We start from the raw sequence: 20895 nt of genomic DNA on the forward strand, positions 1-20895 counted from the left end.
CCCGTTAATTTTAGAGGTAGGGGGCGTTATTTCAGCGTGCAGTCGCCGCACTGTTGGACATCCGGCAGGCGGTAGCGCTGGCAGCAGGTGCGTCGGACTAACTGCCCTTCACGCAGCACCACCGTTCGCCACAGCGGGTTATCCTGACCATCGGCGAGCTGTTTTTCAAAGAAGCAGTGCTGACGCAGAGCAGCGACCTGCTCATCGCCCAGCAGCGTGCGCATTTCACCTAAATACCAGTTGATCAGATAGCCGGTATTACTCCAGATAAGTTTGCCATTGATCTCGCCCGTCGCTTCCAGCGCCTCAACCACCGGCTGCAGGGTACGAATCACCAGGGCATCCATCCGCGCTGGCGATGAAAGCGCTGCTATCCTGGCATCGCTATGCACGTCAATCCAGAAGCAGGCAGCCCGGCCGCTCTCGTGAAATTCGACATGCAAATGTTCTGGCGCCAGGCTGAGTCCCTGCGGTTCATTAAGCAGCGCCAGCATCAGCGGCGGCACCAGCAGACCAATATACCACTGGGCCCAGAGTGAGAGCAGGGGCTTCGGTTCACGCGGCTGCGTGGGTTGATGACGGTAGATGTGATCGGACCAGGTGGCCAGCAGGGAGCGTAACGCGGTGGGTTGCGACCACTCGGCGAGCGTTAACGCATGCGGTGGGGCAGGTTCATCCAGACGCAGGAAATCCAGCAGATGAGGGCGCAGGGCAGTGATTTTTTCCCGAATACTCTCCGCCAGCGCACGTTCAGCCGTCGGGAAGGGAGCCCGCCAGATAAGTTCATCGCTAAGAGAAAGGGAGCGCCAGGCCATTTGATTTCCAGATACAAATCTAAATGATAATGATTCCTGATATTAGTTGTTTGCAGGCGGCATGGCAAGGAGTTTGTCGGCGCCGCGATACCGCGGCGCGCGAAGGTAAAGCTAACTGGCAAGAATAATATTGCGTCCTTTATTTTTGGCCTCATACAGTGCGCCGTCAGCTCGTTCCAGCGCTTGCTCAATATTGTCATCAATTAACGGCGTCAGACCAATGCTGATGGTGACGTTGGTGGCGACACTTTCATTAAACATATGCGGGATCTTCAGATCATAGACCCGCTGACGAATGCGTTCGGCAGCCTGCCAGGCGGTTTCCTCGCTGCTGTTGGTCAGCAGCACCATAAACTCTTCCCCACCAAAGCGAGCGACAATATCGCGCGAGCGCACGGCGTTGCGGATCGCGGCAGAGACGCGAATCAGCGCCTGGTCGCCCATCATATGGCCATAGTGGTCGTTATAAGCTTTAAAGTGATCGATATCGAGGAGCAGCACAAAGTGGTTGTCGCCGTCCAGCGCCAGCAGGGTGTCGAGGCGGTTCTGCAGCCCGCGGCGATTATACAAACCGGTCAGGGGGTCCAGCATACTGAGATCGTTGAGCGTGTTGCGTTCCTGCATCAGTTTATCCATTAATCCTTGTGTGAAGGCATCGTTGCGCTTCTGGATAATATTTTGCAGGGTAATACCGGCAATAGGCAGCACAAAACAGTAGGTCATGCGCAACCATTGTTCCCCCTCTGACATTATCAGGCAGACAAGGAAAGTCGGTAAAGAGTGAAGGGTAAAGGCAGTGATATTATTGGAAAAAGCGATGGTGCCGATAAACAGAATGCTTAATAGGGCGATCACCAGATAGTTAAAATGTGGCGGTGTCAATAGCATCGCTTTTGCCACCACGTGCCATGCCCAGAGCATACCAAATAACAATGAGATAGCCGGAATATTTATTTTCGCTTGCGGCCATTTCCAGTGCCAGAGCAGCAACAGCCCGCTGCAGGCCACGATCAGGGCACAGGGCAGCGTAAAACGAACTACCGTAAATAGTGGGCTGACCAGCGACAGAGTGGAGGAAATGAAATTAAGCAGTAAAAAAAGCCGTAAGGAATATTGATATTTTTGTGCGTAGTGTGCTCGCCAGGTTTGTGCAGTCATATCGGAAGAATCATTATTAGTCGTTAAATTTCAAAATGATGAAAGCCAAAAATGAAGAGTCTGATAACAATGTGCAAAAAAAGGTTATTTGCAAAATAAGCAAAATATTTAATATATATCGGTAATCCGCTTAATTTATCACCTTCATGAATGTATGTCATTACCGCGAACGTAAAGAATAAGCTGCGGGCGCAGGGTAAATGACAAATGATAAAAATTATCATATGATATTGGTTATCATTATCGATATGAGAGGTGAAGCCATGTTGCAGCGAGCATTAGGGAGTGGTTGGGGTGTGGTGGTTCCCGGCGTGCTGATTGCCGCTCTCGGGTATGCCGGGGTATCGGCCGATGTGTGGCGAGCGCTGGTCGCGGTGGGCATGCTGATGTCCGCGGCGATGATATGGCATCGCCAACTGCGCCATTTTATCCTGCTGCCATCTTGCGTTGCATTGATTGGTGGAATAATGCTGATGATTCTGGATGTCAAACTGAGGGGATAATGCCAGAAGAGAGAAGAATATTGGTGCGAGGGGGGGGACTTGAACCCCCACGTCCGTAAGGACACTAACACCTGAAGCTAGCGCGTCTACCAATTCCGCCACCTTCGCACAGTATTCTTTCTTTAGGATATTGCCTCGTTGGTGCGAGGGGGGGGACTTGAACCCCCACGTCCGTAAGGACACTAACACCTGAAGCTAGCGCGTCTACCAATTCCGCCACCTTCGCCCAGTGCGAGCAATATCTTTGTGGATTATGGTGCGAGGGGGGGGACTTGAACCCCCACGTCCGTAAGGACACTAACACCTGAAGCTAGCGCGTCTACCAATTCCGCCACCTTCGCATACCATCGACACTATGAAAGTATCGTTACCACGGAGGCGCATTCTAGTGGTTTTCGGCGGCACGTCAATAGTTAATTATGCAGGTTGTATCGATTGCTGCAAAAATGGTCGGGTTTGCCGCGAAGAAGAGCCAGCGGCACCGCAAGTGGGCCGCTGGCGCCAGAAGACGATTATTTTTTCGCCTGGCGGGTCATGATGGTGCGATAGACCTTAAACCGTCCTGTTTGGGCGATCACTTCATGGAAGCCAAATGTCTCATCCAGTACCTGGGGATACGGCAGGAAGGCGTTGGCGACAATGCGCAATTCGCCGCCGCTGTTCAGATGGCGAACCGCGCCGCGGATCAGCGCCTGGGCCGCTTCGAGGCTGGTCTGCAGCCCATCATGGAATGGTGGGTTGGAGATGATCATGTCGAAGCGACCATTGACCTCCGAAAAGACGTTGCTGGCAAACACATCGCCTGCAAAACCATTAGCGGCAAGCGTCGCGCGGCTGGCTTCGACCGCCGGGGCGCTGACGTCGCACAGGGTCAGACGCACCTTCGGCGAATGGCTGGCCAGCACTGCGGCCAGCACGCCCGCGCCGCAGCCGACATCCAGCACTTTCCCTTTGGTATGCGGCTCGAGAGTGGACAGCAGCAGCTGACTGCCGACGTCCAGACCGTCGCGACTAAACACGCCAGGCAGCGTTTTAATCGTCAGATTATCCAGCGCATACTCGCCCCAGAATGCTTCGGCGTCGAAGGTCGGCTGCTTTTCCAGACGACCATGGTAGAGGCCACAGCGACGGGCGCTGTCGATTTTATTCAGCGGGGCATATTCGGCCAGCATTTGCTCTGCGCTGCGAACGCCGCTACGGTTTTCCCCGACGACGAAAATATCGATTCCCACCGGCAGCAGAGAGAGCAGGTTCATCAGCTGGAACTGCGCCTCGGGTTTGTTCTTCGGCCAGTAGTAGATCAGGGTGTCGCAATCGGCGACGTCGGCGGCCTCGGCCACTAAGCTAAAACGGACGTTGTCACCCATCTGACGGTTCAGCACCTGCCAGTGGTGGAACTGTTGGGTATGAGCGCGGCTGGCCGCGGTATCCAGACGCGCAGGCAGGTCATCCTGCAGGTCACCGGCAAACAGAACGCGGGCGGACTCGAAATCATCACTGTGGCGCAGCAAGACTTCACTTGCCGGGGTAAAAGCGGACATGAAACACTCCTTCATTAAGACTGGCGCCGATTATAGTAGTTTGTTGGCGCAGATACGACGGATTTGCTATATTGCGCGCTTGTTTACCAGGAGTGTTTCGCTATGACATCCCGACGAGACTGGCAATTACAGCAGCTGGGCATTACCCAGTGGTCGCTGCGCCGACCGGGGGCGTTGCAGGGCGAAATCGCTATCTCGCTTCCTGAACATATTCGTCTGGTGATGGTGGCAGAAACCCCGCCGTCGCTGACAGAGCCGCTGATTGGCGACATATTACGCGCGCTGGCCGTGACGCCAGATCAGGTCCTGCAGCTTACCCCCGAGCGGGTGGCGATGCTGCCGCAGGACAGCCGTTGCAACAGCTGGCGGTTGGGCACAGAGGCGTCGCTGCCGCTGGCGGGCGCCCAGGTGTCCACCCCCGCTTTTGATGAACTTCAGACCAGCGCGCCCGCTCGCAGGGCGCTCTGGCAACAAATCTGCGCACATGAACACGATTTCTACCCTCAGCACGGCTGATTTATCCAATGCCTGGCAAATCGAAAAACGCGCCCACGCTTTTCCGTGGAGCGAACAGACCTTTGCCAGCAATCAGGGTGAACGTTATCTGAATTACCAACTGGCAGTGGATGGGGAAATGGCGGCGTTCGCCATTACTCAGATAGTCCTCGATGAAGCGACGCTGTTTAATATCGCGGTCGACCCGGCATACCAGCGCCGTGGCCTGGGACGGGAACTGCTGGAACATGTTATTGATGAAGTTGAAAAACGCGGCGTCGTCACGCTGTGGCTGGAGGTGCGCGCTTCCAACGCTGCCGCCATTGCGCTCTATGAAAGCGTGGGTTTTAACGAAGCGACCATCCGCCGCAACTACTATCCGACGGTCGACGGGCGCGAAGACGCCATCATTATGGCTCTGCCAATCAGTATGTAAGACAAGGTGATACGATGAAATGGGACTGGATTTTCTTTGATGCCGATGAAACGTTGTTTTCGTTTGATTCTTTCAGCGGCTTACAGCGGATGTTTCTCGACTACAGCGTGACATTTACCGCCGAAGATTTTCAGGACTATCAGGCCGTGAATAAGCCGCTGTGGGTGGATTATCAAAACGGCGTCATCACCTCGCTGCAGCTGCAGCACCAGCGCTTTGACAGCTGGGCGGAACGTTTGAACGTTAAGCCGGGTGAGCTCAACGACGCGTTTATGAATGCGATGGCGGAAATCTGTGCCCCGCTGCCGGGGGCGGTCTCGCTGCTCAACGCGCTGCAGGGCAAGGTCAGGATGGGCATCATCACCAACGGTTTTACCTCGCTGCAGCAGACTCGTCTGGAACGCACAGGTTTACGCGATCACTTTGATTTACTGATTATTTCTGAAGAAGTCGGCGTCGCCAAGCCGGATGCGCGCATCTTCGATTACGCGCTGGCGCAGGCGGGTAATCCGTCGCGCGACAGGGTATTGATGGTCGGCGATACCGCCGAGTCGGATATCCGCGGCGGCGTCAATGCCGGGCTTGCCACCTGCTGGCTGAATGCGCACCAGCAAACGCTGCCGGCAGACCTGCGGCCCGACTGGACGGTGACCTCGTTAAGCGAACTGGAGCAGCTCCTGTGTAAACACTGATTGCCTCCCCCCCATTGATGGGTAAAATAGCCGCAATTTTTCGTATTCCACATGCGCAGCCCGTTGCTGCGTTTACTTAGAAGATTAATTATGACGTTGTCTCCTTATCTGCAAGAGGTGGCCAAACGCCGCACTTTTGCCATTATTTCTCACCCGGATGCCGGTAAGACCACCATCACCGAAAAGGTGCTGCTGTTCGGACAGGCGATTCAGACCGCCGGTACCGTAAAAGGCCGTGGCTCCAGCCAGCATGCAAAGTCCGACTGGATGGAGATGGAAAAGCAGCGTGGGATCTCAATCACCACCTCGGTGATGCAGTTCCCGTACCACGACTGCCTGGTGAACCTGCTGGATACGCCGGGGCACGAAGACTTCTCCGAAGATACCTACCGTACTCTGACGGCGGTTGACTGCTGTCTGATGGTGATTGACGCGGCGAAAGGCGTTGAAGACCGGACCCGTAAGCTGATGGAAGTTACCCGTCTGCGCGACACGCCGATCCTCACCTTTATGAACAAACTTGACCGCGATATCCGCGATCCGATGGAGTTGCTGGATGAAGTTGAGAATGAGCTGAAAATTGGCTGCGCGCCGATTACCTGGCCTATCGGCTGCGGCAAGCTGTTCAAAGGCGTTTATCATCTCTACAAAGACGAAACCTACCTGTATCAGACTGGTAAAGGCCACACCATTCAGGAAGTGCGCATCGTGAAGGGGCTCAACAACCCGGATCTCGACGCGGCGGTGGGGGAAGACCTGGCGCAGCAGCTGCGCGACGAGCTGGAGCTGGTGCAGGGCGCGTCGAACGAGTTCGATAAAGATCTGTTCCTGGCTGGCGAAATCACCCCGGTGTTCTTCGGGACCGCGTTAGGCAACTTTGGCGTTGACCATATGCTCGATGGCCTGGTGGAGTGGGCGCCGGCGCCAATGCCGCGTAAAACTGACACCCGTGAAGTGACGGCCGCAGAAGAGAAATTCACCGGTTTCGTGTTTAAAATTCAGGCCAATATGGACCCGAAACACCGCGACCGCGTGGCCTTTATGCGCGTGGTGTCCGGCAAATATGAGAAAGGCATGAAGCTGCGTCAGGTGCGTATTGGCAAGGATGTGGTGATTTCCGACGCACTGACCTTTATGGCTGGCGACCGTTCTCACGTTGAAGAAGCGTATCCGGGCGATATCATCGGCCTGCATAACCACGGTACCATTCAGATTGGCGATACCTTCACCCAGGGCGAGATGATGAAGTTCACCGGTATTCCGAACTTCGCACCGGAACTGTTCCGTCGTATTCGCCTGAAGGATCCGCTGAAGCAGAAACAGCTGCTGAAAGGGCTGGTTCAGCTCTCTGAAGAGGGTGCGGTACAGGTCTTCCGTCCGATCGCCAATAACGATCTGATCGTCGGCGCCGTTGGTGTGCTGCAGTTTGACGTGGTGGTAGCGCGTCTGAAAAGCGAATACAACGTGGAAGCGATTTACGAATCGGTCAACGTGGCCACCGCGCGCTGGGTTGAATCCACGGACGTGAAGAAATTCGAAGAGTTCAAACGTAAAAACGAAGTTCAGCTGGCGCTGGATGGCGGCGATAACCTGACCTATATCGCCCCGACGATGGTCAACCTGAACCTGACGCAGGAGCGTTATCCTGACGTGGTGTTCCGCAAAACGCGCGAACACTAATCCCTGATGAAGCGCGGCATAGCCCGCGCTTTTTTCTTCCCAGGTCCGCGTTTCCCTCCTTCTGGAAAGTTCTTAAAACACCGCTAATTCGTCTGTTTTTTGTCCATATCATCCGCAACCCCTTCGTCTGTCTACTATATTTAATTCGTGATTTTAAAAATGCTGGCGTAATTCACTGCTTTCAGACGCCAGCGCTGGTGAAAAAACGAGGACATCACGATGACCAGACTAAAGAATGCCAATATGTTGCTGGCGCTCTTCTTAGGCTTAGCCGCGTTGAACGCCTCGGCAGAGACGGAAAAAACAACGGTAGACAGTGCGAAGTCGGCTGCCAGCAATGCGGGAGAGGCGGTAGACAATTCGATTAACAAAGTCGGCGATTTTATGGATGACAGCACCATTACCGCGCGGGTAAAAGCGGCGCTGATCGACCATAAAGATATTAACTCCGGCGATATCTCGGTGAAAACGGAAAACAAAGTGGTCACCCTCAGTGGCAACGTCAACAGCGCTGAGCAGAAAAGCCAGGCACTGAGCGTAGCGAAAGGGGTCGAAGGCGTCTCTCGCGTCGACGATAAGCTGAAGGTCCATCACACCTCATCGAGTGAGACAGCGACGCTGAAAGGGTATGCCGGGGATACCGCCATTACCAGTGAAGTGAAAGCCAAGCTGCTGGCGGATGATATTGTTCCTTCACGCAATGTGAAAGTCGAAACCAACGCCGGCGCGGTGCGCCTGACCGGTACGGTGGCTTCCGCGGCGCAGGCGGAGCGTGCGGCAGAGATTGCGAAAGCGGTCTCCGGCGTGAAAAGTGTCCGCAACGATCTTAGCGTTAAGTAAATCGAGTTATTAACAAAAGTGTTGTCTGGCCAAGGTTGCCGAACGAATAGCAGCATCCACTGAGCGATGAGCTATACAGAAAGGGTGCGAAAACCGCTGTTCACCGTCCATTATGGTAAGGAGAAAAGTATGTTTCGATGGGGAATTATTTTTCTGGTCATTGCATTAATTGCTGCGGCCCTGGGCTTTGGTGGTCTGGCGGGTACTGCCGCTGGCGCCGCGAAAATCGTCTTTGTCGTCGGGATTATCCTGTTCCTGGTGAGCCTGTTTACAGGACGCAGACGTCCTTAGGCGGCCCACAATCCGGGCGATGCTGAAGCCTGAGCGTTTTTACTGACACGTCATCTTACACAAAGCCAGTCCTGCGGACTGGCTTTCGCGGTTTAAGCGACAGACAAATTGCGTTACTTTGTCAGGAGAAGACCAATCGAACAGGAAAGCAGGGTGGGGCAACGCATTCCCGTCACGCTGGGCAATATCGCCCCGCTGGCGGTTAAACCCTTTCGACCGGGCAAGCTGGCGCTGGTGTGCGAAGGGGGAGGTCAACGAGGGATTTTCACCGCCGGGGTGCTGGACGAATTCATGCGCGCCGGATTTAACCCCTTCGACCTGATGCTGGGCACCTCCGCCGGCGCGCAAAATCTCTCTGCCTATATGTGTAATCAACAAGGGTATGCCCGTAAAGTCATTACCCGCTACACCACCTCACGCCAGTTTTTCGATCCGATGCGCTTTGTCCGCGGCGGCAACCTTATCGACCTCGACTGGCTGGTGGAGGCCACCTCACAGCAAATGCCGCTGGCCATGAACTACGCCGAAGCGCAGTTCGCGTTGGGGAAAGAGCTGTGGATGTGTGCCTGCCGCGGTGACGATTACTCTGCCAGCTATTTTTCGCCGACGCCGCAAACGTGGCTGGACCTGATCCGCGCCTCCAGCGCCATCCCCGGCTTTTATCGCAGCGGCGTGTTGCTTGACGGTGTCAGCTACCTTGACGGCGGTATTAGCGATGCCGTCCCGGTGCAGGAGGCGGCCCGCCGTGGTGCGCAGACCATCGTGGTGATCCGTACCGTCCCCTCGCAGATGTTTTATACCCCGCAGTGGTTTAAGCGGATGGAGCGCTGGCTGGGGGAGAGCAGCCTACAGCCGCTGGTCAATCTGGTGCACCACCACGAAAACACTTACCGCGCTATCCAGCAGTTCATCGAGAAGCCGCCCGGTAAGCTGCGGATCTTCGAAATCTACCCGCAGCGGCCGTTGCGCAGTATGGCACTTGGCAGTCGGCTGCCGGCGCTGCTGGAGGACTACAAAACCGGCCGTCAGTGTGGCCGCTATTTCCTGGCGACGGTAGGTAAACTGCTGGCTGATCGGCCGCCGCTGCTGCGCCATGCGCCGCGTATTGTCCGGCCTGCGCCGGTGGTGGTGCCGCCCGTACCGGTGGCCAATGAAGCGCCTCAGGCGACCATCATTCCTGCACCGCAGGCGAATGACGCCAGCTTTGATCATGAGGATCTGGCATGAGCCACCGTTTTATCGATACCCACTGCCACTTTGATTTTCCTCCCTTCGCCGAGGATGAAACCGCCAGCCTGGCGCGAGCGGCGCAGGCTGGTGTCGGGCAGATCATTGTCCCGGCTATCTCCGCTGCGCGTTTTAACCGGGTGCTGGCGCTGGCGGCGCAGCATGAGGCGCTGTACGCCGCGCTGGGCATGCATCCGATCGTCATTGAGCAGCATGCCGATGAGGGGCTGGCGCAGCTGGAGAGGTGTCTGTCCCTGCGCCCGCCAAAACTGGTGGCGGTGGGGGAGATTGGCCTCGATCTCTATCGCGACGATCCGCAGTTTGACCGTCAGCAAGCGCTGCTGGAGGATCAACTGAGGCTGGCGAAGCGTTACGATCTGCCGGTGATCCTCCACTCCCGACGCACCCACGATAAGCTGGCGATGCTGCTGAAAAAACATGCCCTGCCGCGCACCGGCGTGGTACATGGCTTCGCCGGCAGCCTGCAGCAGGCCGAGCGCTTCGTTCAGCTCGGCTATAAGATTGGCGTTGGCGGCACCATTACCTATCCCCGCGCCAGCAAAACCCGTGAAGTGATGGCGCGTCTGCCACTTTCCGCGCTGCTGCTGGAGACCGATGCGCCGGATATGCCGCTGAATGGTTTTCAGGGCCAGTCGAACCGCCCTGAACAGGTGGCGCGCGTATTTGACGCGCTATGTGAACTGCGCGCGGAACCCGCACCGACGATTGAAGCCGCGATGATGGCGAATACAAAAAGCCTCTTTTCCGCGCTGGCGGCCTAAGTTCCCCCTTTTCCGTCCGAGGCGAAGCAGGCCTCGGGTTGCGCCTGTTGTGATAATTCCATCATTTTTTATCCATCTAAAATTCTTTATATCTCAACAATAAAGTGTTGTTTATGGCGACGGTGTGCACAAATTGTGCGCCGTAGCGTCGAGAAACTTCAGTGGAATATGTTAGAATAATAACATCATCACTCACTGCGCTTTGCCGGTTATGCTTAAACAGGACGTAAAGGTAAGTGTCGCGATAACTGATGATTAATTGTGACTTATATCACATTACAGTAATGCAAATTAGTAAGTAGTTTTCATTAACTGTGATGAATGTCGAAGTGTAGCGGCGAGTGGATGTTACAATAGTAACAGACTCGCAAGGTGAACAAACTATTGATCCGGCATGACGCCGGCGGAGTATGAAATGACTGATTTAAAAGCAAGCAGCCTGCGCGCGTTAAAACTGATGGATCTGACCACTCTGAATGACGACGACACCAATGAGAAAGTCATTGCCCTGTGTCATCAGGCGAAAACCCCGGTGGGTAACACTGCGGCGGTGTGCATCTACCCGCGCTTCATCCCGATTGCCCGTAAAACGCTGAATGAGCAAGGGACGCCGGATATTCGCATCGCTACGGTCACCAACTTCCCGCACGGTAATGACGATATCGACATTGCGCTGGCGGAAACCCGCGCAGCGATCGCTTACGGTGCAGATGAAGTGGACGTGGTCTTCCCGTACCGCGCGCTGATCGCCGGCAACGAGCAGGTTGGTTTCGACCTGGTGAAAGCCTGTAAAGAGGCTTGTGCGGCGGCCAACGTGCTGCTGAAAGTGATCATCGAAACCGGTGAGCTGAAAGAAGAAGCGCTGATCCGCAAAGCGTCTGAAATCTCTATCAAGGCAGGCGCTGACTTTATCAAAACTTCGACCGGTAAAGTGCCGGTGAATGCGACGCCGGAAAGTGCGCGCATCATGATGGAAGTGATCCGCGATATGGGCGTTGAGAAAACCGTTGGCTTCAAGCCTGCCGGCGGCGTACGCAGCGCGGAAGATGCGCAGCAGTTCCTGGCGATCGCAGATGAACTGTTCGGTGCCGACTGGGCCGATGCCCGTCACTATCGTTTTGGCGCATCCAGCCTGCTGGCTAGCCTGTTGAAAGCGCTGGGCCACGGCGACGGCAAGAGCGCCAGCAGCTACTAATCCCTTGATTTGCCGGATGGCGCTGCGCTTATCCGGCCTACGAATTGATGCCTGTAGGCCGGATAAGGCGCTCGCGCCACCATCCGGCAATTTATTCTCTTTGGGAGGTTACCGTGTTTCTCGCACAAGAAATTATTCGTAAAAAACGTGATGGTCATGCATTAAGCGATGAAGAGATCCGCTTTTTCATCAACGGCATCCGCGACAATACTATCTCAGAAGGACAGATCGCCGCGCTGGCGATGACCATTTTCTTCCACGATATGTCTATGCCGGAGCGTGTTTCGCTGACCATGGCGATGCGGGATTCCGGCACCGTTCTCAACTGGAAAAGCCTTAACCTCAACGGCCCGATCGTCGATAAACACTCCACCGGCGGCGTGGGTGACGTGACCTCGCTGATGCTGGGGCCAATGGTGGCCGCCTGCGGCGGTTATGTACCGATGATCTCCGGGCGTGGCCTCGGCCATACCGGCGGTACGCTGGATAAACTGGAAGCGATCCCGGGCTTCGATATCTTCCCGGACGACAACCGCTTCCGCGAGATTATTAAAGATGTCGGCGTGGCGATTATCGGGCAGACCAGCTCGCTTGCTCCGGCCGACAAACGTTTCTATGCCACCCGCGATATTACCGCGACGGTGGACTCCATCCCGTTGATTACCGCCTCGATTCTGGCCAAGAAACTGGCGGAAGGGCTGGACGCGCTGGTGATGGACGTCAAAGTCGGCAGTGGTGCCTTTATGCCGACTTATGAACTCTCTGCCGCGCTGGCCGAAGCGATCGTGGGTGTTGCCAACGGCGCCGGCGTGCGTACCACAGCGCTGCTGACCGATATGAATCAGGTGCTGGCATCCAGCGCCGGCAACGCCGTTGAAGTTCGCGAAGCGGTGCAGTTCCTGACCGGCGAATATCGCAACCCACGCCTGTTCGACGTGACGATGGCGCTGTGTGTGGAAATGCTGATCTCCGGCAAGCTGGCGGCGGATGACGCCGAGGCGCGCGCGAAGCTGCAGGCGGTGCTGGATAACGGTAAAGCGGCGGAAGTCTTTGGCCGCATGGTCGCGGCGCAGAAAGGGCCGACCGACTTTGTCGAGAATTATGATCATTATCTGCCGACGGCGATGCTGAGCAAAGCGGTCTATGCTGATACTGAAGGTTTTATTAGCGCGATGGATACTCGCGCGCTGGGAATGGCAGTGGTTTCTATGGGCGGCGGCCGCCGCCAGGCATCAGACACCATTGACTATAGCGTTGGCTTTACCGATATGGCGCGTCTGGGTGACCGCGTCGACGGACAGCGTCCGCTGGCGGTGATCCATGCCAAAGACGAGAACAGCTGGCAGGAGGCCGCGAAAGCGGTCAAAGCGGCCATTAAACTGGACGATAAAGCCCCGGAAATTACACCGACAGTCTATCGCCGCATCACTGAATAGCGATATACTGATCTGATCGCTTTTTTGCAGCGCAAGATGTATGGAGAACAAGATGAAACGTGCATTTATCATGGTGCTGGACTCCTTTGGGATTGGTGCAACGGAAGACGCTGACCGCTTTGGCGACGTCGGCGCCGATACGATGGGCCACATTGCGGAAGCCTGCGCCAAAGGCGAGGCTGACAATGGCCGCAAAGGCCCGCTGAATTTACCGAACCTGACCCGTCTGGGTCTGGTGAAAGCGCATGAAGGTTCTACCGGTAAAATTGCCGCCGGAATGGATGGCAATGCCGAAGTGATTGGTGCCTATGCCTGGGCGCATGAACTCTCTTCTGGTAAAGATACGCCGTCCGGTCACTGGGAAATCGCCGGTGTGCCGGTGCTGTTTGACTGGGGCTACTTCAGCGATCATGAAAACAGCTTCCCGCAGGAGCTGCTGGATAAGCTGGTGAAGCGTGCGAACCTGCCGGGCTACCTCGGCAACTGCCACTCTTCCGGGACGGTGATCCTCGATCAGCTCGGCGAAGAGCACATGAAAACCGGGAAACCGATTTTCTATACCTCTGCTGACTCAGTGTTCCAGATCGCCTGTCACGAAGAGACCTTTGGCCTCGATAAGCTGTATGAGCTGTGCGAAATCGCGCGTGAAGAGCTGACCGAAGGCGGCTACAACATTGGCCGCGTCATCGCCCGTCCGTTTATCGGCGATAAAGCCGGTAACTTCCAGCGTACCGGCAACCGTCACGATCTGGCGGTCGAACCGCCGGCGCCGACCGTACTGCAGAAGCTGGTTGACGAGAAAAACGGCCACGTGGTGTCCGTCGGTAAAATCGCCGACATCTACGCCAACTGCGGCATCACTAAGAAAGTGAAAGCCACCGGGCTGGACGCGCTGTTCGACGCGACCATCAAAGAGATGAAGGAAGCGGGCGACGAGACCATCGTCTTCACTAACTTCGTCGACTTTGACTCCTCCTGGGGCCACCGTCGCGATGTCGCCGGCTACGCAGCGGGTTTGGAGCTGTTCGACCGCCGTCTGCCGGAGCTGATGGAGCTGGTAGGGGAAGACGACATTCTGATCCTCACCGCCGACCACGGCTGTGACCCGACCTGGACCGGTACCGACCACACTCGCGAGCATATCCCGGTGCTGGTGTACGGCCCGAAAGTCAAACCGGGTTCGCTCGGTCACCGTGAAACCTTCGCGGACATCGGCCAGACTATTGCGAAATACTTTGGTACGTCTGACATGGAATATGGCAAAGCCATGTTCTGAGGTCATTGCCCGGTGGCGCACAGCGATCCGGGCCTACGATTTGTAGGCCGGGTAAGGCGTAGCCGCCACCCGGCAAAAACAACAATGTAAAAGGAACTGAAGATGGCAACTCCTCACATTAACGCAGAAATGGGCGATTTCGCTGACGTAGTTTTGATGCCGGGCGACCCGCTGCGCGCGAAGCACATTGCAGAAACCTTCCTTGAAGACGTGCGTGAAGTGAACAACGTGCGCGGCATGCTGGGCTTCACCGGTACCTACAAAGGCCGCAAAATCTCCGTGATGGGCCACGGTATGGGTATCCCATCCTGCTCTATCTACACTAAAGAGCTGATCACCGATTTCGGCGTGAAAAAAATCATCCGTGTCGGCTCCTGCGGCGCGGTACGTGAAGATGTCAAACTGCGTGACGTGGTGATCGGCATGGGCGCGTGCACCGACTCTAAAGTCAACCGTCTGCGCTTCAAAGACCATGACTTCGCGGCGATTGCCGATTTCGGCATGGTACGTAACGCGGTAGACGCAGCCAAAGCGCTGGGCGTTGACGCGCGCGTCGGCAACATCTTCTCCGCTGACCTGTTCTATACGCCGGACCCGTCCATGTTTGACGTAATGGAAAAATACGGCATCCTGGGCGTGGAAATGGAAGCGGCCGGGATCTACGGCGTCGCGGCGGAGTTCGGCGCGAAAGCGCTGACCATCTGTACTGTTTCCGACCACATCCGTACTCACGAGCAGACCACTGCCGCTGAGCGTCAGACGACCTTCAACGATATGATCAAAATCGCGCTGGAATCGGTACTGCTGGGCGATAAAGAATAAGACCTGTTGTGCCGGGTGGCGGCTTCGCCTGACCCGGCCTACGGTTTTCCAGGCCCGCTGCGCGCAGCGGGCTTTTTTATTAGCGCACCGCGCCGGCCATCCACGCCGACAGTTCTTTGAGTTCCGCTTCCTGCTCCGGGAAATCGCCGACCAGCGCCTCACACTGCTGCTGCAAGACTTTCGCCCGATACTGACAGCCAACTAAGCGTGCCGCCAGGGCCTCCAGCGGCGCCGGGTTCAGGCTATCGGTAAAGGCTTGCGCGCGGGTGATATGGCCTTTCTCGACATCAAAATGCAGCTCAACGCCGCCCCAGCGAAAGCGCTCGTCCAACAGATGAGAGAAGGCCGGCGCCTGACCGAAGTTCCACTCCCAGCTGCTCTGGCGGGCGAAGGTCTCGGCAAAATTTGGCAGGTCCGGCGTGTTGTCCGGGGAGATCACCTCGGCGTCCACCCGTTCGCCGTAATGGCTGAAGAACGCCTCCTGAATCGCCTCGCAAATGTGCTGATGAGTAATACCCGGCAGCAGCTCAACCAGGTTCGCCACGCGACCGCGCACCGAGGTAATGCCTTTGGTCTGTAGCTTTTTTTGGTCCGGGTTAAGGTAGTTAGCGAGGCGACTTAAATCGGCATTCAGCAGCAGGGTGCCGTGATGGAAACCGCGGTCGATGGTCTCGCGATAGGCGGATCCAGACACTTTGCGGTCGCCGCTGTCGGTTTTGACCACCAGATCGTTGCGCCCGGAGGCTTCGGCGGTTACGCCGAGTGAATTGAGCGCCGCCAGCACGATAGCGGTGGAGACGGTTTTGTCGTACTCCGGTTTGCCTGCCATAAAGGTAAAGCAGGTATTGCCGAGGTCGTGGAACACCGCGCCGCCGCCGCTGCTGCGACGGGCCAGCCGCACGTGATCTTCCTCCATGCGGCGAGTATTACACTCCTTCCACGGATTCTGCGCGCGGCCGATGACCACGGTATCGGCATTGCGCCACAGGAACAGCACCCGCTGGGTGGCGGGCATCTGGCGGAAAATACACTCCTCGACCGCCAGGTTGAACCACGGGTCGTAAGAGTCAGAGAGCAGGAGGCGCAATGTGGACATTATAGATTTCCTTTCTTTTCATCGTCTTCATCCTCAACCGGCTTGTTGGCGGTGAGCAGGAAGGGCGATTGCTGCCAGCGGGTGCGTTTACCCTGCAGCAGCGTGCGGGTTAGCACCACGCCGATAGCCAGGGACAGTAACAGCATCAGGCGTAATATATTGGTGGTATTATCCACCTGCTTCGCCTCGGTCGCCAGGGTATGAGTATCGAGGGTCAGACGCAGGTAGCCCAGCGGGCCGTTTTTTCCCGGAACCGGCTCGACAATCTGCTGGTTGAAGTAGCCGCCGGCTTTTTTGCCATCCAGCGCCAGCCGGTCGCGAACCTCGACGCTTTCGCCAGAGCGTGCCACCAGGTCGCCCTGTTCGTCATACACGCCGGCGTCCAGTACGCGGCTGTTATGGGTCAGCTGCGTCAACAGTTGATTAATGCGCTTCTCGTCCGGTGTTTCGTTGCGCATCAGCGGTACGAGATTCAGTACCACCTGCTGCGCCAGCGTGCGGGCCAGCTCTTCCAGCTGCGGATTGCGTTGTTTCTGACTGTTCTGACTGAACCACGAAGCGCCCTGCATCAATGCGACGAGCAGGGCGAGACAGATAAGGACAATGACCGCACGATGCAGCCGGAATTTCAGTTTTGCGCGAACCATATTCCACCTTTGAAAATTTGCAGCTTAATGTTGCCAGAAGCGCTGGTTACAAGGTAGCCTCATGCGTTATTTTCCTCGCCTGAATGAAGAGATGTGGAGCCGTAATGCCTAACAGTTTGACCTGGTGCGACCTGCCTGAAGACGTTTCCCTGTGGCCTGGGTTGCCGCTTTCCCTGAGCGGCGATGAGGTCATGCCGCTGGATTATCACGCCGGGCGCAGCGGCTGGCTGCTGTACGGGCGTGGGCTGAATAAGCGCCGTCTGACGGACTGGCAGCGCGAGCTGGGCGCCGCGTTAGTGATCGTTGCCTCCTGGGTGGTCGAGGATTACCAGGTGATCCGCCTGGCCGGTTCGCTGACTCCCCGTGCGACGCGACTGGCGCATGAGGCGGGGCTGGACGTCGCGCCATTGGGTAAAATCCCCCATCTGCGCACCCCAGGGCTACTGGTGATGGATATGGACTCCACGGCGATCCAGATCGAATGCATTGATGAGATTGCGAAACTGGCCGGCACCGGCGAGCTGGTCTCGGAAGTGACCGAGCGGGCGATGCGCGGGGAGCTGGACTTCACCGCCAGCCTGCGCCAGCGCGTGGCGACGCTGAAAGATGCGGATGCCAATATTTTGCTGCAGGTTCGCGACGCGCTGCCGCTGATGCCGGGCCTGGCACAGCTGGTGCTCAAGCTGGAAACGCTGGGCTGGAAAGTGGCGATCGCCTCCGGCGGCTTCACCTTCTTTGCGGAGTACCTGCGCGACAAGCTACATCTCGACGCGGTGTTCGCCAATGAACTGGAGATCCGCGACGGCAAGCTCACCGGCAACGTGCTCGGCGATATCGTCGATGCGAAATATAAAGCCAATACGTTGCGCAAGCTGGCGGAAAAGTATGAGATCCCAACGGCGCAAACCGTGGCTATCGGTGATGGCGCCAACGACCTGCCGATGATTAAGGCGGCAGGCCTCGGCATCGCCTATCACGCGAAGCCTAAAGTGAATGAACAGGCGGAAGTGACTATCCGCCACGCTGACCTGATGGGGGTATTCTGTATTCTCTCGGGCAGCATGAACCAAAAGTAAGAGGTAAACGTGGCGAAAGCTCCAAAACGCGCATTTGTCTGTAATGAATGTGGTGCGGATTATCCGCGCTGGCAGGGGCAGTGCAGCGCCTGCCATGCCTGGAATACCATCACCGAGATGCGCATCGCCGCGTCGCCGCAGGTGGCGAGAAACGAGCGTCTGTCAGGCTATGCCGGTAACGCCGGCGTGTCGAAGGTACAGAAGCTGTCGGACATCAGCCTGGAAGCGCTGCCGCGTTTCTCCACCGGCTTTAAAGAATTTGACCGCGTGCTGGGCGGCGGCGTAGTGCCGGGCAGCGCTATCCTGATTGGCGGTAACCCCGGCGCGGGGAAATCGACGCTGCTGCTGCAAACCCTCTGCAAACTGGCGGAGGGGATGAAAACCCTGTACGTCACCGGGGAGGAGTCCCTGCAGCAGGTGGCGATGCGTGCCCATCGTCTCGGGTTGCCAACGGCGAACCTGAACATGCTCTCGGAAACCAGCATTGAGCAGATCTGTCAGATTGCCGATGAAGAAAAGCCGCAACTGATGGTGATCGACTCCATTCAGGTGATGCATATGGCCGACGTGCAGTCGTCGCCGGGCAGTGTCGCCCAGGTACGTGAAACCGCAGCCTATCTGACACGCTTTGCCAAAACTCGCGGCGTGGCGATTGTGATGGTCGGCCACGTTACCAAAGACGGCTCGCTGGCCGGTCCGAAGGTGCTGGAGCACTGTATCGACTGCTCGGTGCTGCTGGACGGCGATGCCGATTCTCGTTTCCGCACCCTGCGCAGCCATAAAAACCGTTTTGGCGCGGTCAATGAACTCGGCGTCTTCGCGATGACCGAGCAGGGCCTGCGCGAAGTCAGCAACCCCTCCGCCATCTTCCTCAGCCGGGGTGATGAAGTCACTTCCGGCAGCTCGGTGATGGTGGTCTGGGAAGGGACTCGCCCGCTGCTGGTGGAGATCCAGGCGCTGGTGGATCACTCGATGATGTCCAACCCGCGCCGCGTGGCGGTGGGGCTGGAACAGAACCGTCTGGCGATCCTGCTGGCGGTGCTGCACCGCCACGGCGGCCTGCAGATGGCCGATCAGGACGTCTTCGTCAACGTGGTTGGCGGGGTCAAAGTCACAGAAACCAGCGCCGATCTGGCGCTGCTGCTGGCGATGGTTTCCAGCCTGCGCGACCGCCCGCTGCCGCAGGATCTGGTAGTCTTTGGCGAAGTCGGGCTAGCCGGCGAGATCCGCCCGGTGCCGAGCGGTCAGGAGCGTATCTCCGAAGCGGCGAAGCATGGTTTCCGCCGCGCCATCGTCCCGGCGGCCAATGTGCCGAAAAAAGTGCCGGAAGGCATGCAAATCTTTGGTGTGAAAAAGCTTTCAGACGTGCTAAGCGTTTTTGACGACTTATAATAAGTTAAAAGGAGATTAGCGATGTCGTCATTTGACTATTTAAAAAGCGCCATTAAGCAGAAAGGCTGTACGCTGCAGCAGGTGGCGGAAGCCAGCGGGATGACCAAAGGGTATCTCAGCCAGCTGCTGAATGCCAAAATCAAAAGCCCGAGCGCGCAGAAGCTTGAAGCACTGCATCGTTTTCTCGGGCTGGAGTTCCCCCGCCGACAGAAAAGCGTCGGTGTGGTGTTTGGTAAGTTTTACCCGCTGCATACCGGGCATATCTACCTGATACAGCGCGCCTGTAGTCAGGTCGATGAGCTGCATATCATCATGGGCTATGATGACACCCGCGACCGCGAGCTGTTTGAAGAGAGCGCCATGTCGCAACAGCCGACGGTGCCTGACCGCCTGCGCTGGCTGCTGCAGACCTTTAAATATCAGAAGAATATTCGCATCCACGCCTTCAATGAAGAGGGAATGGAGCCCTATCCGCACGGCTGGGACGTCTGGAGTCATGGGATCCGCGCTTTTATGAGCGAAAAAGGGATCGAGCCGAACCGGATCTATACCTCGGAAGAGGCCGATGCGCCGCAGTACCTTGAGCATCTGGGGATCGAGACGGTGCTTATCGATCCTAAGCGGACCTTTATGAATATTAGCGGCGGGCAGATCCGTGAGAATCCGTTCCGCTACTGGGAATATATTCCGACGGAAGTGAAACCGTTCTTTGTGCGGACGGTGGCGATCCTCGGCGGCGAGTCGAGCGGTAAATCGACGCTGGTCAATAAGCTCGCCAATATCTTCAATACCACCAGCGCCTGGGAGTATGGCCGGGATTATGTCTTTTCGCATCTCGGCGGCGATGAGATGGCGCTCCAGTATTCGGATTACGATAAAATTGCCCTCGGGCATGCACAGTATATTGATTTCGCAGTGAAATATGCCAACAAAGTGGCATTTATCGATACCGATTTCGTCAGCACTCAGGCCTTCTGCCTGAAGTACGAAGGGCGTGAGCACCCGTTCGTGCAGGCGCTGATTGATGAATACCGTTTCGACCTGGTGATCCTGCTGGAGAACAATACCCCGTGGGTGGCCGATGGACTGCGCAGTCTTGGGAGCTCAGTGGATCGCAAGGAGTTTCAGTCGCTGCTGGTGTCGCTGCTGAAAGAGAACGAGATCGAGTTTGTCCATGTTAAGGAGTCGGACTACGATGCGCGCTTCCTGCGCTGCGTCGAGCTGGTGAAGCAGCTGATGGGGGAGCAGGGGTAGGTCCTCTGCGGGCTGTTGCCCTCACCCCAACCCTCTCCCGGTGGGGGAGGGAGCAAATACAAAAAAAGGCAACTTGTGTTGCCTTTTTGCATTTACCTTACCCTCACCCCAACCCTCTTCCGGTGGGAGAGGGAGCAAACCCTAAAAAAGGCAACTTGCGTTGCCTTTTTGCATTTACCTTACCCTCACCCCAACCCTCTCCCGGTGGGAGAGGGAGCAAACATTAAAAAAGGCAACCGAA

22 protein-coding genes and 3 tRNA genes are annotated in these 20895 nt (G+C 56.7%); 16 read left to right on the plus strand and 9 right to left on the minus strand.

Annotated elements, in window-relative coordinates:
* Window positions 1-26: 26 nt before the first annotated feature.
* The 3 genes from fhuF to CWM54_RS28850 form a co-directional block, all read right to left on the minus strand.
* Entirely contained in the window at window positions 27-815 is a 789-nt protein-coding gene (gene fhuF / locus CWM54_RS23950; protein WP_100698721.1) for a siderophore-iron reductase FhuF, read from the minus strand.
* Window positions 816-926: 111 nt separating this feature from the next.
* Window positions 927-1973, minus strand: coding sequence for a GGDEF domain-containing protein (locus CWM54_RS23955; protein ID WP_061155851.1), 1047 nt, complete (start codon window positions 1971-1973; stop codon window positions 927-929).
* A 23-nt stretch (window positions 1974-1996) separates the two neighbouring features.
* A complete protein-coding gene (locus tag CWM54_RS28850) occupies window positions 1997-2134 on the minus strand; it encodes a hypothetical protein (RefSeq protein WP_226682212.1) in 138 nt (45 codons plus the stop codon).
* Between the two features lie 102 nt (window positions 2135-2236).
* On the opposite strand from CWM54_RS28850, the gene CWM54_RS23965 reads away from it, so the two are divergent.
* Window positions 2237-2476 carry a DUF1435 domain-containing protein gene (locus CWM54_RS23965; protein ID WP_061156421.1) on the plus strand — a complete coding sequence of 80 codons (240 nt, stop codon included), beginning with the start codon at window positions 2237-2239 and terminating at the stop codon, window positions 2474-2476.
* Window positions 2477-2497: 21 nt separating this feature from the next.
* Here the strand turns inward: CWM54_RS23965 and CWM54_RS23970 are convergent.
* The 4 genes from CWM54_RS23970 to rsmC form a co-directional block, all read right to left on the minus strand.
* A tRNA-Leu gene (locus CWM54_RS23970) sits at window positions 2498-2584 on the minus strand.
* A gap of 31 nt (window positions 2585-2615) precedes the next feature.
* Window positions 2616-2702: transfer RNA gene (locus CWM54_RS23975), tRNA-Leu, on the minus strand.
* Between the two features lie 28 nt (window positions 2703-2730).
* Window positions 2731-2817: transfer RNA gene (locus tag CWM54_RS23980), tRNA-Leu, on the minus strand.
* 171 nt (window positions 2818-2988) lie between these two features.
* Window positions 2989-4017 carry a 16S rRNA (guanine(1207)-N(2))-methyltransferase RsmC gene (gene rsmC, locus CWM54_RS23985; protein WP_012542927.1) on the minus strand — a complete coding sequence of 343 codons (1029 nt, stop codon included), beginning with the start codon at window positions 4015-4017 and terminating at the stop codon, window positions 2989-2991.
* Between the two features lie 102 nt (window positions 4018-4119).
* On the opposite strand from rsmC, the gene CWM54_RS23990 reads away from it, so the two are divergent.
* The 12 genes from CWM54_RS23990 (at window position 4120) to deoD (ending at window position 15189) form a co-directional block, all read left to right on the plus strand.
* On the plus strand, window positions 4120-4533 hold the full coding sequence (locus tag CWM54_RS23990; RefSeq protein WP_004146046.1) for a DNA polymerase III subunit psi: 414 nt from the start codon (window positions 4120-4122) through the stop codon (window positions 4531-4533).
* Complete coding sequence (rimI, locus tag CWM54_RS23995) at window positions 4502-4948, plus strand: ribosomal protein S18-alanine N-acetyltransferase (protein WP_008807531.1); 447 nt, start codon at window positions 4502-4504, stop codon at window positions 4946-4948. The genes CWM54_RS23990 and rimI overlap by 32 nt, the downstream gene beginning before the upstream one ends.
* A gap of 14 nt (window positions 4949-4962) precedes the next feature.
* Window positions 4963-5640, plus strand: coding sequence for a pyrimidine 5'-nucleotidase (yjjG, locus tag CWM54_RS24000; protein WP_061155848.1), 678 nt, complete (start codon window positions 4963-4965; stop codon window positions 5638-5640).
* Between the two features lie 90 nt (window positions 5641-5730).
* Entirely contained in the window at window positions 5731-7320 is a 1590-nt protein-coding gene (gene prfC, locus CWM54_RS24005; protein ID WP_100698723.1) for a peptide chain release factor 3, read from the plus strand.
* A 219-nt stretch (window positions 7321-7539) separates the two neighbouring features.
* Window positions 7540-8160: a molecular chaperone OsmY gene (gene osmY, locus CWM54_RS24010; RefSeq protein ID WP_100698725.1), complete on the plus strand. Its 621-nt coding sequence runs from the start codon at window positions 7540-7542 to the stop codon at window positions 8158-8160.
* Window positions 8161-8289: 129 nt separating this feature from the next.
* The gene (locus tag CWM54_RS24015) at window positions 8290-8451 is read left to right on the plus strand and encodes a DUF1328 domain-containing protein (protein ID WP_002887716.1); all 162 of its coding nucleotides are present in this window, start codon (window positions 8290-8292) and stop codon (window positions 8449-8451) included.
* 153 nt (window positions 8452-8604) lie between these two features.
* The gene (locus CWM54_RS24020; RefSeq protein WP_061155845.1) at window positions 8605-9678 is read left to right on the plus strand and encodes a patatin family protein; all 1074 of its coding nucleotides are present in this window, start codon (window positions 8605-8607) and stop codon (window positions 9676-9678) included.
* The gene (locus tag CWM54_RS24025; protein WP_100698727.1) at window positions 9675-10460 is read left to right on the plus strand and encodes a TatD family hydrolase; all 786 of its coding nucleotides are present in this window, start codon (window positions 9675-9677) and stop codon (window positions 10458-10460) included. The genes CWM54_RS24020 and CWM54_RS24025 overlap by 4 nt, the downstream gene beginning before the upstream one ends.
* 415 nt (window positions 10461-10875) lie before the next feature.
* Window positions 10876-11655, plus strand: a complete 780-nt coding sequence (gene deoC, locus CWM54_RS24030; RefSeq protein WP_077274749.1) for a deoxyribose-phosphate aldolase — start codon at window positions 10876-10878, stop codon at window positions 11653-11655.
* A 113-nt stretch (window positions 11656-11768) separates the two neighbouring features.
* Complete coding sequence (gene deoA, locus CWM54_RS24035; protein WP_077274709.1) at window positions 11769-13091, plus strand: thymidine phosphorylase; 1323 nt, start codon at window positions 11769-11771, stop codon at window positions 13089-13091.
* Window positions 13092-13143: 52 nt separating this feature from the next.
* The gene (deoB, locus tag CWM54_RS24040; protein ID WP_012542922.1) at window positions 13144-14367 is read left to right on the plus strand and encodes a phosphopentomutase; all 1224 of its coding nucleotides are present in this window, start codon (window positions 13144-13146) and stop codon (window positions 14365-14367) included.
* A 102-nt stretch (window positions 14368-14469) separates the two neighbouring features.
* On the plus strand, window positions 14470-15189 hold the full coding sequence (deoD, locus tag CWM54_RS24045; RefSeq protein ID WP_002887789.1) for a purine-nucleoside phosphorylase: 720 nt from the start codon (window positions 14470-14472) through the stop codon (window positions 15187-15189).
* Between the two features lie 79 nt (window positions 15190-15268).
* Here deoD and lplA read toward each other — a convergent pair whose 3' ends face one another.
* The gene (gene lplA / locus CWM54_RS24050) at window positions 15269-16285 is read right to left on the minus strand and encodes a lipoate--protein ligase LplA (protein WP_100698728.1); all 1017 of its coding nucleotides are present in this window, start codon (window positions 16283-16285) and stop codon (window positions 15269-15271) included.
* A complete protein-coding gene (locus CWM54_RS24055; RefSeq protein WP_100698729.1) occupies window positions 16285-16932 on the minus strand; it encodes a YtjB family periplasmic protein in 648 nt (215 codons plus the stop codon). The genes lplA and CWM54_RS24055 overlap by 1 nt, the downstream gene beginning before the upstream one ends.
* A gap of 104 nt (window positions 16933-17036) precedes the next feature.
* Between CWM54_RS24055 and serB the strand changes: the two genes are divergently transcribed.
* From serB to nadR, 3 genes are read left to right on the plus strand one after another with little or no spacing between them, the layout of a single operon-like run.
* The gene (gene serB, locus CWM54_RS24065; RefSeq protein ID WP_100698730.1) at window positions 17037-18008 is read left to right on the plus strand and encodes a phosphoserine phosphatase; all 972 of its coding nucleotides are present in this window, start codon (window positions 17037-17039) and stop codon (window positions 18006-18008) included.
* A gap of 9 nt (window positions 18009-18017) precedes the next feature.
* Window positions 18018-19400 (plus strand): DNA repair protein RadA, encoded by a 1383-nt coding sequence (gene radA, locus CWM54_RS24070; RefSeq protein ID WP_100698732.1) that lies wholly within the window; start codon window positions 18018-18020, stop codon window positions 19398-19400.
* A 21-nt stretch (window positions 19401-19421) separates the two neighbouring features.
* Window positions 19422-20654, plus strand: a complete 1233-nt coding sequence (nadR, locus tag CWM54_RS24075; RefSeq protein WP_002887802.1) for a multifunctional transcriptional regulator/nicotinamide-nucleotide adenylyltransferase/ribosylnicotinamide kinase NadR — start codon at window positions 19422-19424, stop codon at window positions 20652-20654.
* Window positions 20655-20895: the final 241 nt, after the last annotated feature.

This window comes from Klebsiella sp. D-Nf1 (assembly GCF_002810515.1).
Lineage (GTDB): Bacteria > Pseudomonadota > Gammaproteobacteria > Enterobacterales > Enterobacteriaceae > Klebsiella > Klebsiella variicola.